Genomic DNA, 14,437 nt, shown 5'->3' with positions numbered 1-14,437 from the left:
ACCGAAGTCGAGACTTTTTTTGACTTAATTGACCACAGAAAACTCAAGCTTTAAACAAATCACACACAGAAAACATTGAACACAGGAGAATTGACCACAGGAAACTTAGATGATCCTTTTGAGAGAAATGTTTGAGCTTTTTTTTCAGAAAATATCTGAAATTTTTGCTCTTCAGGCTAACACCTACAGACCCTAAACGAATCAATCTATTTAGCAATTTAGCCGAGATATGCTCCCTTCTCTTGGAGGTATTCGGTATTGCTATTTATCATCATTGCATTTTCTCTCAGGATTTGTCAGTGGTTTTACTGAAGTTTTACACAGACTTTACAAATTCCAGGCTGTTTTAAAGGCTTGTACTCTAAAATTGCAAACAGAGTTGTGTAAATTCTGCTTCTACTCGGCCCGTCTGTGCGATCGCATTTCGCGAGTTTTGCAGTTGTGAGGGGAATTGTCCCGGAGATTGATTTTCACAAGCAAACCACTGTTGAAAGACTTCCCATCGTCCATCATCGGGTTCAACGATGCGATAGACTCGTATTCGTTTTTTCTGATGAGATTCTAATCGTAAGCATTCTAAGCTATACCCTATTTTATCAAGAAATCGTCTAATAATCACAATCGGGCTAGAATTTTGAGCCAGTCCAATCCCGACAATTGATTTAATCGCTAACCGATCTCGTAATGCGATTTCTGCGATTTTCTGTAAATCTTTGTCGGTATTTTTTAATTCTCGTTGGGGATTCTGAATTAAAGCAGAAATTCCGAATAATTCCATCACTCCAATCATCGCCCCCTGTTGGGAACGGTTAAAATCGGGTACAAAAATACTCCCCTGACCTTGTTCGATTAATCGATAGGCGATCGCTGCATCTCGATAACTTAAATGCGGACGACCAAGGGTTAGAAAATAATGAATCCTCAGTTGATCATACCATCCTTGATCATCTTTTTCAATCAAATCACGGGTCACGGGAATTCTATATCGTAATTTTAACTCATATTGGCGTTGTGATCGGCGTTCTTCTGTGGTTTTTACGAGCTGTTTTTGTAGGGCTTGATATTGGCGATCGCTTAACTCAGGGGCTTGACAAATCGCCTGACATTCGGCTTGATAGTTTTGATCTCGGACGGCGGAAATCATCTCCGATAAACTCGGACGGGATGATTTTTGATTCTCGATATTTTGTTGATAATTTGAGGATAGCTTCCGATCAGAAGTCACCTCAAAAATCCGATGACCTTCTGCTGCTAATGCGGCTAAAATTGACTCTCGGTATTGACTCATCCCTGCATTAAACCGTACCGCCATTTTCGCCCAACAGAGTAAAGATTCCGCTTGAAATCCTATTTCTAAATCATCTAAAGCCTCAAAATCAGATTGTTGTAAAAGGCGAATATTTAACCGCGTTAACCGATGGTTACAACTGAGTAAGGTTTTCATAGAAACGGCGCCATTTCCCACTTGATTAAACCCATGAGTGGCTAACCACAAAAACCGAGGGAGATTGTCTCGAATTCGTCCTAACGCTTGACGCACAGAATTTTCCGCTTGAATCCCTTGAGCAATGCCCCAAACTGAGGTAAAATGTCCTTGTAGGTCTATACTGACCCCCGTTTCAATACAAGGCGACGCTAATACAATATCGTAATCTTTAAGAATGTGGTTAATCTGAGGAATACAACCATAAGCGGGATGAGTCGGATCGGCGAGAGATTCTGAATCAATTCGCAGGATTTTTTTCTCAGGAAATTGGGTTTTAAAATAGGTTTCTAGGGTGCAGGTTCCCCACTGACTGGCTAATTTTTGGGCGGATAAACAAACAAACGGTTTACCCCCTTCTGCGATATGGTGTTCTAGATCTTTAACCAGTTGTTTGGGTGTATTTCCACTATAATTATAAACTGACCAAGCGTCTTCTATTTGCGGTTTCCATTGATTATGAATAATAAAAGGTGTTTGTTGTACTCCGGCTAACGCGAGAAGATAATCTATCGAAATATCACTGAGATCTGCATCCGCAACGACGACTTTTCCGTTTCCTCCGATAACATTTTGCATCAGAGTTTTGAGGGATTTCAGAATCGCCACTCGTTGATGACGACAAGTATCAGAATTCAACCCATGCCATAATACTTGTTCAACTTCATCAATAATTATAACGCTATCTGACCAACTTTCAGCGTGAAAATTCGCACGAGAACCGGGATGTAAAGAGTCAATACAAAGACCATAACCCGGAGTTTTTTCTTGAGGTGAATTTGTTTCGATTCCCTGAAGATATTTTAACCCAAATCGCTGACATAATGCTTCAACTAAACGAATCCGATGGCTAATCACTAAGACTCGTTGACCGGATTTTTTCGCTTGTTTAACAATGTGTTCTATTAATTGGGTTTTACCTGTTCCTTTCGGTGATTTGATCCCAATCAGTTTAGCCGTTTGAGGGATTTCTACAGTCGATAAATACCGTTGATTAACTTGCAGATTAGCCTGATAGGTTAAACAGTTAAACGACAATGCTTTCCAAGTTTCTAAGGGAATAGCTGTTTCATAGGCTTGATCAAAAGCAGCTTGAGAATGGGTTAAAATTAAATCATCAACCCCTTTTCCCCATTGATGATTCCAACTAACAACTTTAACAGAACAACCCTGTTGAGTCAGTAAATAGCCTGTTTGTTTAATGGCGGTGTTAACTGCTTTTATCGTGTTGGGTTTGCTGTCTTGATCAAAAACAATATATATGTCTCGGTTAGATGTTGTTAATTTCAGTAATTGTGGAATTAAACGAGATTTTCCGATGGGTTTCCCCCAGTCATCTTTAGGAACCCGATAACCTCCGTGAATACCGGGAAGGGCGATGGCGACATACCCTGCTGTTAATAACGCCCCGGCTTTTTTCGCCCCCTCGGTAATACAAAGCGGAATTTGAGGATGATTAATTACCCAGTCCCAAAATCCTAAATCACTTTGATCATTTTGAATATCTTCTTTTAATAAGGTTAAATGGTAACGTTGAGCGATGCGTTCCCAGATGGGTTGAGAGACTCTTAAGGCAAAAATTCCGGTGGGAGTTTGGGGCGGATGTTCATATTTAATAATTTTGTTGCGATCGCTATTAATACGCGGTTGAAGCGGTTTAAAACAGCCCCAGAGGTCATCTTTTCCGGTGAGAATATCAATCCCGGAACACCACCAACCGCCTTCGTAGAGGTGTTGATAACGGTTGAGAATGCGATCGCTAATTCGGCCATCATTGCGTCGGGGTAAGGTGTCAGAATAGAGCAGATAATCAAATGGACGATAGCCTTCTAGGGGAGTAACATTGAGTTGGGTGAGTTGTTCGTCAACGCAGCTTGCGTTCCACTCGATCAGATGATTGACAGCCATTAGGGGAATTGGAATTCAACAGGGATTCACAATCATACACTACATCTAGGGTTTTGGCTATCAAATTTGATAAAGCCACGCTAAATCTATTTGAGCGGAGATAATTTTTATGTCTGTTTTTCGGGTTTATTCGTCATTCTCTCGAATATTTCAGCGATTAACTCAAGGATTTGTTTACACTTACGCTAGTTTTTTGCTGGTTTATTTTCTACTCAGATTCCTGTTTTGGGATGAATTTTGGGTGGTGGGTTTTGTGAGTACCTTTATCCCCTGGATTTTGTTCCCTTTATTGATCTTACCTCCGTTAAGTTTTGGAATTATTAAACAGCGAAAATTAACGGTATTATCGAGTTTGGCTTGTTTATTACTGATCGGTTGGTTACATCAAAACTATGCCTCTCCCAATCCCAGTACAATCAACTCCAATCCAATCAAAGTTTTATGTTTAAACAACAGTTGGAACAAAACATCACCGGAAACATTAGTTGAACTGCTTTTAAATCGAACTCCCGATCTCGTTTTCTTGCAAGAAGTAACTGAAATCCATGAAGAAGAAGCTTTTCCTCAGTTAATAGAGGCTTATCCTTACCAATTTTCATCACCTCGAACAACAATTTTAAGTAAGTTTCCTCTCCGGGAGACTGAAACCATTCACTTGGCCGATCATTCGGAATTTCAGCAGCGGGCAATTGCCAGGATTAACGAACAAGAAATAACGCTTTATAATATTCAAACCATTTCACCTTGGATTCGCTTTAAACAGATTTTACCCTTTTTAAAAATCCCCTTTTATGATTATCGTGAACGTTCTGAAGAAATCATCGATTTAGTCAAAAGACTTCAGAAAGAAACAAACCCTGTAATTGTAGCAGGTGACTTTAATCTCACCGATCAAACTCAAGATTATTATCGATTGCGCCAAGTTTTACGGGATGCTTTTCGAGAGTCTGGATGGGGTTTAGGCTTAACCTGGCCTCAAGGTTGGCCGCTCAATTTTCTGATGAAAAATTCGACTCAAACTCTTGATTATCCGCTGTTTCGGATTGATTATATTTGGTATTCTCCAGATGGGGAGTCCAAAATGACAAAGGTGTTGGCTTCGACGGGTTCGGATCATTTGCCGGTGGAGACTCAAGTTTATTTTCGGCCATTTGCTGCACTAAACCCCCAGAACTTGGTATAACAATTGAATGACCCCCTACAGGAAGACAGGAAAAAGGAATGATCGCGAACAGCATAACAGCAGACAAGCCATTGCTTCGAGGAAAAGGACTCCCTCCGTTTGAGATGATCGAAGCGGATGCGGTGGTTCCCGAGATGACGCAATTATTAGAAGAACTTGACGCCGAACTTGCAAGTTTAGAAGCGAATGTACAACCGACTTGGGAAGGTTTAGTTGAACCGTTGCAACTTTTCCAGGAACGTTTGACTTGGAGTTGGGGAACTGTGAGTCATTTAATGGGTGTAAAAAATAGCCCGGAACTGCGAACAGCCCATGAAACAATACAGCCAAAAGTTGTAAAGTTCATTAATAAACTCAATCAAAGTCAAGCGATTTATAAAGCATTTAAAGCATTGCGGGAGTCTTCGGAATGGGAGACTTTAGACTCAGCCCAAAAGCGAATTGTTGAAGCGGCAATTCGAGATGCTGAACTGTCGGGTGTGGGTTTAGAAGGAGAAAAACGAGATCGGTTTAATGCAATTGAACTGGAATTAGCTGAACTTTCGACTAAATTTGGCAATCATGTTTTAGATGCCACAAAAGCCTTTAGTTTGACGTTAACTGAACCGGAAGATGTAGAAGGTTTACCGCCCAGTTTACTCAGTTTAGCCGCCCAAGCTGCCCGTTCAGAAGGGATGGAAGAAGCCACCCCAGAAAACGGCCCCTGGCGAATTACGTTAGATGCTCCGAGTTTCGGCCCGTTTTTAAAGTTTAGCAAACGGCGAGAGTTACGCGAACAGGTTTATAAGGCTTATATGAGTCGGGCTTCCAGTGGTGAATTGAATAATTTTCCGTTAATTGAACGAATTTTACAATTGCGTCAAGAAAAGTCTAAGTTACTCGGTTTTAACAGTTATGCTGAGTTAAGTTTAGCGAGTAAAATGGCGCCGAGTGTGGAAGCAGTCGAGGCATTATCGGAAGAATTGCGGGTGGTTAGTTATGATGCAGCCGTGAAAGAATTTGAAGAATTAAAAGCCTTTGCAGCTTCCAAAGAGGCACCGGAAGCGGAAGACTTGAAACATTGGGATATTGGTTTTTGGTCGGAACGTCAACGAGAAGAAAAGTTTGCGTTTACCGATGAAGAATTGCGCCCTTATTTTCCGCTTACCCAAGTGTTAGAAGGGTTATTTGGTTTAGTCAAACGGATTTTTGGAATTACGATTATTTCGGCTGATGATCAAGCCCCAGTTTGGCATGAAGATGTGCGTTATTTCCAAGTGGCTGATGAGGCGGGAAATCCGATTGCTTATTTTTATTTAGATGCCTACAGTCGTCCGGCTGAAAAACGGGGTGGGGCTTGGATGGATGAGTGTATTACTCGTGCAAAAATTACTGAAAATGGTGCATTGACGGTTCGTTTACCTGTGGCTTATTTGCAGTGTAATCAAACGCCGCCTGTTGATGGAAAACCGAGTTTAATGACGTTTAGTGAGGTGGAAACGTTATTCCATGAATTTGGTCACGGTTTACAACATATGTTAACAACGGTTGATTATGCAGGGGCAGCCGGAATTAATAATATTGAATGGGATGCGGTGGAATTGCCCAGCCAATTTATGGAGAATTGGTGTTATGATCGCTCGACATTGTTTGGCATGGCAAAACATTATCAAACAGGTGAATCTTTGCCCGAACATTATTATCAAAAGCTGTTAGCCTCCCGCACTTATATGAGTGCAACGGTGATGCTGCGACAGATTCATTTTGGGTTAGTTGATATTGAGTTACATCATCGTTATCAACCGGGTGGAAAGGAAACAGTTGTTGACGTCAGAAACCGCATTGCTGAAAATACAACCGTGTTGAAACCATTGCCTGAAGATGCCTTTTTATGTGCTTTTGGGCATATTTTCTCGGGCGGTTATGCAGCAGGTTATTACAGCTATAAATGGGCAGAAGTTCTCAGTGCTGATGCTTTTGCTGCCTTTGAAGAAGCGGGATTAGAGGATGAAAAAGCAATGGCTGAAACAGGTAAACGTTTTCGAGAAACGGTGTTAGCTTTGGGCGGAAGTTTACCCCCGATGGAAGTCTTTAAATCCTTCCGAGGACGTGAACCGAGTACCCAACCGTTATTAATTCATAGTGGTTTAGTGGCGGCGGCTTAATTGCGTTGAAATTGATTTAGGGGCGTTCATCTAGAACGTCTCTAAATTATGAGTTAATCATTCAAGATTTGAGGGTTAAAATGAGATTAGGATTAATCATTGTAGTGGTTTCTTCTATTGCGTAATATAATATCGGTGCCGACTAAATCTAGTATGTACAAGTGTCTATACTATAATTGAGATGGCTTACCAATGGAACCGGGATAAAGCAATAGCCAATTTTCGCAAACATGGTATCGACTTTGCTGATGCCGTATCAATTTTTTCTGATGAATTGGCAATTACTATTCCAGATGAACGGTTTGAAGAAGAACGTTTCATCACAGTTGGTATAGATGCTTTTGGCAGAGTTTTAGTTGTTGTTTACACACTGCGAGGTAATGAGATTCGGCTTATTTCTGCTCGCAAAGCAACTCGCAAAGAGCGACAACAGTATGAGGAAGAATAGTTATGGATGCAGAATATGATTTTAGTCAAGGTAAACGAAAGGCTATTGAACCCGTTTTACCTGGAAAAACACACATCACAATTTGCTTAGATGATGAAGTGTTGGCATGGTTTCGTGAACAAGTTCACTTAGCAGGTGGAGGAAACTACCAAACATTGATTAACGAAGTATTACGTCAGCATATTCAGCAAAGCCGCGAATCTTTAGAAGAAACTTTACGCAGGGTTTTGCGGGAAGAACTTAAGCGAATAGAGTGATATTTATGACTGTAATTCTCTCCGCCATTTTGCCTGTTGCTTGTATTGTTTTGATTGGGTATATTGTCGGAAAAAAGATTAATCTTGATCAATCTACGCTGTCTCGTCTAAGTTTGTATGTGTTATTTCCGGCTTTAATTGTTGATAATCTCTACAAAACAACGCTGAGTGGAGAAAATGCGATTGCGATTACAATTGGGTTTTTAATTACGTTTGTTACTTGGTGTGTTTCCGCTTGGCAATTGAGTGATTCTTTGAAGTTTCCAACTGATTTAAAGAAAAACTTTGTGATCACAACGGCTTTACCGAATGTCGGAAATTTAGGGCTTCCAGTGACTTTATTTGCGTTAGGAGAGGCGGGACTTGAACGGGCAATTGTGTATTTAATTGTTTGGAATGTTGTTGTGTTAACGACGGTTCCTGCTTTTTTACAAAAGGGTGGTTTTCGTTCTTCGATTCAGTTTATGTTGAGACTTCCTCTCACTTGGGCGGTATTTTTTGGCGTGGCTTTGCGAGGGTTTAATGTTCAACTGCCATTTCAGTTAGATGAAGGATTAAATTTGTTAGCAGAAGCCGCAATTCCTTTAGGTTTATTGATGTTAGGAATCCAAATTTCTCAGAGTAAATTTGAACTGACTGGCTATGAAGTCGGTGCGAGTTTATTGCGGCTTATCGGTGGGGGAGTGATTGCATTTGCAGTGGGAAAAATGTTAGGGTTAGCGGTTTTAGATTTAAAAGTTTTAGTTCTTCAAAGTTCAATGCCCACTGCAATTACAGCCTTTTTAATGACGAATGAATTTGGCGGGGACGGGGCTTTAGCTGCCAGGGTTGTTGTGGTTTCAACCTTACTTGGTTTTATTACGTTACCTGGGGTTTTATGGTTACTAGAACGTTTTGTTGTGGCGCTTTAGCGCGGAATAAAAACCCCGTTGATCAGATAAACCGGGTTTTTCAGGCCTACTCATACAGACTCAAGTCAATTCATGTTTTAAACAATTAATTCAACTTAGAAAGGTGAACCCGGAATTGAAGGTCTAGGAACTGATGGAACAGGCGGTGTTGGAATATTAGGAGTCGGAACCCCATTTGCAGAACAACTAAAATTAGGCGGAACAATTCGCTGACACATCGATTGTAATGCACCTTCTGGCGTAATCGGAATATTAAACCCAGAAAACAGTTCTCCGGTTAAAATCAGAGCCAATTCTTCGGGTGTAATGTCTTGAATTTGTCCGAGTACACCCGGTAAAACGCCTATTTTTTGACCTTCCCTTAAAATAATCGGAATGGCACCTGCTTCTTGAGAAGTGACTTCAACTTCTCCCTCTAATACTTTAATATTTCCGGTGCCATCTTCGGTGGTTTCCATAATATAAAGTGTACCTTTAACTCCGACTGAAAACCCTCCAATACAGCCATTTGCAGGCCCACTCACGACCACTTGACCTTGTTGAATTTCCACACATTGACCAACAGTAACGCGAGAATTTGTTCCAATGCGTCCGGCGGCACCATTATTAAATTCTATACTTGCACGAGATTCTTGAGTATGAATTAATTGCCCTAAATCAGCTTTGTCTTCGACTTTGGCTTGCTGTTCTTGGATGAAGACTTCTTCCCCATCTAAAATTTCTTGAACGATCGCCAGATCAATTTGAGCCAAAGCGGGAACATTTAGCAGTCCAAATCCGACAGCAAAAGACAAACCCGGAAGCAGGCTGAAGAGGGTTTTTTGACAACGATGGTAACTGAAAATAAAGTTTAGTGGCATCATCTGGTTTAGCGGTTAAGATTGAGAAAGAGGATAAGAAAGGATCAATCAAAGATTGTTATAAAAGCTATTTTAAGTTAACCGATGACCTGTGAACACAAACCGAAAAAAATCTTCTTGATCAGGCGGTTGTCCCGAACGCTTCAAGTCACTTTTCTACTGGGCGTTCTTCTATCAGGAAAAATTCAGCCTGTTGTTCCGGTTGAGTCTCCCAACCCCTCTAACTTTTGGGATAGGGAAATCAGAGAAAAAATGATTCTAGCAGTAAACACTGAAAATCCGGCACAACAAGCTCTAAAAACAGGATTAAATCAGTATCGTCAAGGAACAGGTGCGGCTTTACGTCAAGCCATTGAACAGTTAGAAATTGCCTTGAAACTTTGGCGAGAACAGGGTGATTTGACTCAAGAAGCAACGACGTTGCAATTTTTGGGTTTAATTCATGCTGACTTAGGAGAATATCAAGCCGCTATCAATTATTATCGTCAGGTTTTACGATTACTTCCTCAATTGTCTCAACCGGAGTATTGGGAGGCTCCTATTTTAGAACTTTCTGCTGAAGTTTATCTCAAATGGGGTGAATATCAAAAGGCGTTAGAAGCCTATGAAAAAGCTCACAGTCTCCGAAAAGAAATAGGATTAGACTCCGCAGAAGCCGCTACATTAAATAGTATGGGTTTACTGTATTATGAGTTAGGAGAATTAGATCGGGCGTTAGGTTATTATAAACAAGCTCAATTGCTTTTGCAACGCTCTGAAAATTCGGCGGATCGCAAAATGACGGCTTTGATTTTAAATAATATGGGTCAAGTTTATTCCGAGCAAGGTGAACTAGAGAAAGCCAAAGAAACCTATATTCAAGCCTTGAACTATTGGAACGCTTTACCTGAAAGAGCTGATGTGAGAACGATTCGCGGACAAGCCGCAACGTTGAATAATCAGGGCTATATTTATGCTCAATCTAATCAATTTAAACTCGCTCAACAAACTTATAATGATGCCTTACCACTCTGGCAAAAAATAGGCGATCGCACCCGAGAAGCCAGTACGTTAAATAACCTTTGTTATGTTGATTTTAAACAAGGAAATTTAGATCAAGCCTTAGAAATTTGTACTCAATCTCTGCAAATTAGACAAACCGTTGGAGACAGAAGCAAAGAACCACTGAGTCTTTATTATATTGCTCAAATTCAACGCGAACAAGGTCAGTTAGAAGCCGCAGTTCAAACGATAGAAACAGCCTTAGAAATCATTGAAGACTTACGAACAAAAGTTGATCGTCAAGATTTAAGAACCTCTTTTTTTGCTTCCAAACAGGAATATTATGAATTCTATATTGATTTGTTAATGCAACTCCATAAACAAAATCCCGAAAAAGGTTATGATGGGTTAGCCTTACAAGCCAGTGAACGAGCAAAAGCGAGAAGTTTATTAGAAATATTAGCTGAATCTGGGGGAGAAGTTACATCTGGAATTGACCCTAAATTATTACAAGAAAAGAAACAACTGCAACAAGAACTTAGTGCATTAGAACAGTTGCGAGTTCGCTTACTCAGTCGTGAACATACTGAAGAACAAAGACTCACAATTAATCAGGAAATCGATAGTTTACTCCAACAATATCGCCGATTATTAACAGAAATTCGGGCCAGCAGTCCTCACTACGCAGAATTAACTCAACCGCAACCGTTAACCTTGACTGAAATTCAGCAAAAAGTTCTCGATCAAGAGACTATTTTATTAGAATATGCTCTCGGAAAAAATAGAAGTTATTTATGGGTTGTTACGCCAACTTCTATCGAAAGTTATGAACTTCCTGGGCGCGAAGAAATTGAACGTCAAGTCACAGAATTTAGAGATTCTTTTTTACTTCCAACTCAACGCATTCGCCGAACACTCGCGGAAAACGCCGGAAAAGAACTGGCAGAAATTATATTACCCAATTCCGAAAAACTCAGTCAAAAACGGTTATTAATTGTTGCGGATGGAGTCTTACAATATGTGCCGTTTAATGCGTTACCCACAGCCGGAACATTAATCCTAGAAGAAGACTGGACACCCTTAATCGTTAAACATGAAATTGTCACCATTCCTTCTGCTTCAACCTTAGCGGTTTTACGTCAAGAAGTGAAGGGAAGAACACCCGCACCCAAAGCTTTAGCAATACTGGCTGATCCGGTTTTTAGCTATCAAGATGATCGGGTTAAAAATGTAGTTCCAGAAAAGATGAAACCGCTACCGCCTGAGTTAGAACGTTCGGCGCGAGAGTCGGGTGTTTTGTTTGATCGTTTACCCTTTACCGAGAAAGAAGCTGAACGAATTTTAGACTTAATTCCAACGATTAATAGTACCAAACAATTTGGCTTTTCAGCCCGTCGAGAATTTGTCACCAGTCAACAAATTAATCAATATCGGCTTCTTCATTTTGCCACTCATGGTTTACTCAATAGCGAGACTCCTGAACTCTCCGGTTTAGTCTTATCTTTAGTGGATGAAACGGGAGAAGCTTTAAATGGTTTTTTGCGTTTATATGATATTTTTAACCTCAAACTTTCCGCCGACTTAGCCGTTTTAAGTGCTTGCGAAACGGGACTAGGAGAAAATATTCAAGGTGAAGGATTAGTCGGTTTAACGAGGGGATTTATGTATGCAGGTGCGCCCCGAGTCGTGGTAAGTTTGTGGAAAGTTGATGACCAAGCCACTTCAGAATTAATGGTAAAATTTTATCAACGAATGCTACAACAAAACCTATCCCCCGTCGCCGCTTTACGAGTCGCTCAAATTGATATGTGGCAACAAAATAAATGGTCATCTCCCTACTTTTGGGCCGCGTTTACCTTGCAAGGAGAATGGCAAGCCCCCAAAATCAACCCCAATTAAACTTTGAATTATAGATAAAAAATTTATCTATAATTGAATCACAGTATACCTTGAGTTAGAGGGGTTTTATTGTAAAATAGGGTTAACCTAGATCTGCTTATCAAAAGTAAAACTGTCTTTCAAAACTTCCATCATGCTGATTAACTTAATTGCTGATTATGGTGCGGGAGATCCAGCGTTTGCAGAAGTCAACCAACGTTTACTTCAACACTTAAGCGATGCAAAAATTCACTGTCTTTCTGTTCCGGCTTTTAGCACGTTAGCAACAGGTTTTTGGATCGCTCAATTAGGGCTTAATCCCGGCCCAGACAACCATTTAATTTATCATAATTGCGCCCCTCGTCAAGATGATTTAGAAGCTCGCCCCAATAATGAAGGTGAAGGACTGACTTATGCTTTACTACCCAATGGTGTTAAAGTTGTGGGTGTTTTAGCCGGATATTCTCTATCCTTTATCAAAGAATTTGCTCTGTCTATTCATAGCATAAAAGTTTCACGCGGCGGCTCTCAATTTCGCTCACGAGATGTCTTCCCTCAAGCCGCAATTGCATTAGCGAAAGGGGATGAAAGTGTCTTAGGAGATATCATTACACCTGAACAAATTCCTGATTATCCAAAAGATCGGGTCGCTTGGATTGATGGATATGGTAATATTAAAACGACCATTTCTGCGGATTCGGTTGACCTCGAACCGGAAACAAAAGTCATCGTTAGAGTCGGAGATATGGTCAGTGATGCCGTGTATTCTGATGGTAGTTTTCGCGTCAGTGAAGGAACCTTAGCCTTTGCACCTGGAAGTTCGGGTTGGACGCTGAATGACAAACAACAAGTGCGTTGGATGGAGTTATTTTTGCGGGGTGGAAGTGCTTGGAAACGCTTTGGGAAACCCCGTGTTGGTCAGTTCGTCACCTATCAAGCAATTGGGCGTTAGACTAGCCCATTAAATGCCCTCAAAATTACTAAAAACTTAACTTTTAGCTATTCACTAGGAACTTGAATTTCTGGTGAAATAGCTGTATTATTATCTTAGATCAAGTGTTAGTATGGGTAATATCATGTCCGGATAATTAGTGATCAAAAACTTTCTCATAATCCGACTCTTTCTTCTTCTTTATTTCCTCCTGACTCCTGACTCCTGACTCCTGACTCCTCTGTCGTTTATTTATAACTGTTCAACCGGACATAATATAAGCTGTGAAAAAAATAGCCTTAGAAGTGCCAAGCGTCTTATCAAAAGAGGATATTCTGACAAAATTGCTCAGTTATCTGTCTCAGTTTGACATGAATCAAAAGCGAGTTTTGATCATTTGTGAAGACGTCACCCGTGCAACACCTCTTTATCAATTTTTTCCTGATTTTTTAAAAGTTCTCCAAACACAAGCCAGTCAAATTAGTGTTATTTTTGCCTTGGGAACTCATCGCCCGATGACAACCCTAGAAATGCAACAAAAGCTGGGAATTTCTCCCGAAGCGGCGAGTCAAATTGAACTGATCAACCATAACGCTTTTGACGACTCGCTGTTAATAGAAGTCGGAAAAATAGATAATATTCCCGTTAAAATTCATCAGGCAGTCAGCGAACATGATATAATTATTGCATTAGGAAGTGTGCTTCCTCATCGTGTCGTAGGCTTTTCTGGAGGGGCAAAATATCTCTGTCCGGGAATTGCTAATAAAGCCGCTATTGATTACACCCACTGGAAAATAACTCGTTATTCAGAAGCAGAAATTATCGGCAAAATAGAGAATCCGATTCGTCAAATCATCCATCAAATTGCCGACTTGGTGATCACAACCTTTCCCAAAATCTATGTTTCGGTGAACTTTATCACCCTCCCCGCCGGAATTGCTCATTTATTTATTGGAGATTTTTATTCCTCTTACCAAGAAGCCGCCGAACTTTGTGCCGAATATTTCGTTAAACCCGTTGAAACTTGTTCAAGTATTCTCACTTATATTGATAACAAATGTGTTGATTTTTGGCAAGGTGCAAAAGCCATATATAACTGCGGTTCTCGCATCCAAGAAGGCGGAAAACTGGTTATTCGAGGTGAACTTTCGGAAAAAATATCAGGAACTCACGGCGAAATGATCGCAAAGTTCGGCTATTCTAACCCAGAAACCATTCAAAATTTAGTTGATTCTGGAGAGTTAAGCAGTCCAGTTGTCGCCAGTCACATGATGCGAGTCAGTCAAGCGTTACAAAAATATCAAGTGATTTTGTCTTCAGAAAATATTAGCCAAGCCGAATGTGAAGCCTTAAATTTAGGATATTTAGACCCGAATGACATTGATGAATCAGAGTTTGATTATGTGGTTTATAATGCCACAGATTTAATTTTAACAGCCGTATAAAGAGTTGT

Annotated in this window: 10 protein-coding genes; 8 read left to right on the top strand and 2 right to left on the bottom strand. The window is 40.4% G+C overall.

The annotated features are described in order from the left end of the window. Positions 1-361 precede the first annotated feature (361 nt). Positions 362-3,391 carry a plasmid replication protein, CyRepA1 family gene (locus VB836_RS00190; RefSeq protein WP_323217475.1) on the bottom strand — a complete coding sequence of 1,010 codons (3,030 nt, stop codon included), beginning with the start codon at positions 3,389-3,391 and terminating at the stop codon, positions 362-364. Between the two features lie 109 nt (positions 3,392-3,500). On the opposite strand from VB836_RS00190, the gene VB836_RS00185 reads away from it, so the two are divergent. From VB836_RS00185 to VB836_RS00165, 5 genes are all read left to right on the top strand, one after another. Continuing rightward, positions 3,501-4,574: an endonuclease/exonuclease/phosphatase family protein gene (locus VB836_RS00185; protein WP_323217474.1), complete on the top strand. Its 1,074-nt coding sequence runs from the start codon at positions 3,501-3,503 to the stop codon at positions 4,572-4,574. 38 nt (positions 4,575-4,612) lie between these two features. After that, on the top strand, positions 4,613-6,718 hold the full coding sequence (locus VB836_RS00180) for a M3 family metallopeptidase (protein WP_323217473.1): 2,106 nt from the start codon (positions 4,613-4,615) through the stop codon (positions 6,716-6,718). Between the two features lie 181 nt (positions 6,719-6,899). Further along, positions 6,900-7,166, top strand: a complete 267-nt coding sequence (locus tag VB836_RS00175; protein ID WP_323217472.1) for a BrnT family toxin — start codon at positions 6,900-6,902, stop codon at positions 7,164-7,166. Between the two features lie 2 nt (positions 7,167-7,168). Beyond that, positions 7,169-7,423 (top strand): BrnA antitoxin family protein, encoded by a 255-nt coding sequence (locus VB836_RS00170; protein WP_323217471.1) that lies wholly within the window; start codon positions 7,169-7,171, stop codon positions 7,421-7,423. Positions 7,424-7,428: 5 nt separating this feature from the next. Next, positions 7,429-8,334, top strand: coding sequence for an AEC family transporter (locus VB836_RS00165; RefSeq protein WP_046277510.1), 906 nt, complete (start codon positions 7,429-7,431; stop codon positions 8,332-8,334). 95 nt (positions 8,335-8,429) lie between these two features. On the opposite strand, the gene VB836_RS00160 is transcribed toward VB836_RS00165, so the two are convergent. Further along, on the bottom strand, positions 8,430-9,197 hold the full coding sequence (locus tag VB836_RS00160; protein WP_323217470.1) for a hypothetical protein: 768 nt from the start codon (positions 9,195-9,197) through the stop codon (positions 8,430-8,432). A 249-nt stretch (positions 9,198-9,446) separates the two neighbouring features. On the opposite strand from VB836_RS00160, the gene VB836_RS00155 reads away from it, so the two are divergent. The 3 genes from VB836_RS00155 (at position 9,447) to VB836_RS00145 (ending at position 14,429) form a co-directional block, all read left to right on the top strand. After that, positions 9,447-12,074 (top strand): CHAT domain-containing tetratricopeptide repeat protein, encoded by a 2,628-nt coding sequence (locus VB836_RS00155; RefSeq protein WP_323217469.1) that lies wholly within the window; start codon positions 9,447-9,449, stop codon positions 12,072-12,074. Positions 12,075-12,207: 133 nt separating this feature from the next. Further along, entirely contained in the window at positions 12,208-13,005 is a 798-nt protein-coding gene (locus VB836_RS00150) for an SAM hydrolase/SAM-dependent halogenase family protein (RefSeq protein ID WP_046277511.1), read from the top strand. A gap of 263 nt (positions 13,006-13,268) precedes the next feature. After that, positions 13,269-14,429, top strand: a complete 1,161-nt coding sequence (locus tag VB836_RS00145) for a lactate racemase domain-containing protein (protein WP_046277512.1) — start codon at positions 13,269-13,271, stop codon at positions 14,427-14,429. The last annotated feature ends 8 nt before the right edge of the window (positions 14,430-14,437 follow it).

It is taken from the genome of Limnoraphis robusta BA-68 BA1 (assembly GCF_034932365.1).
Taxonomy (GTDB): Bacteria; Cyanobacteriota; Cyanobacteriia; order Cyanobacteriales; family Microcoleaceae; genus Capilliphycus; species Capilliphycus robustus.
Note: the sequence above shows the minus strand (reverse complement) of the source record. Positions and strands in the feature narration are given on the sequence as shown.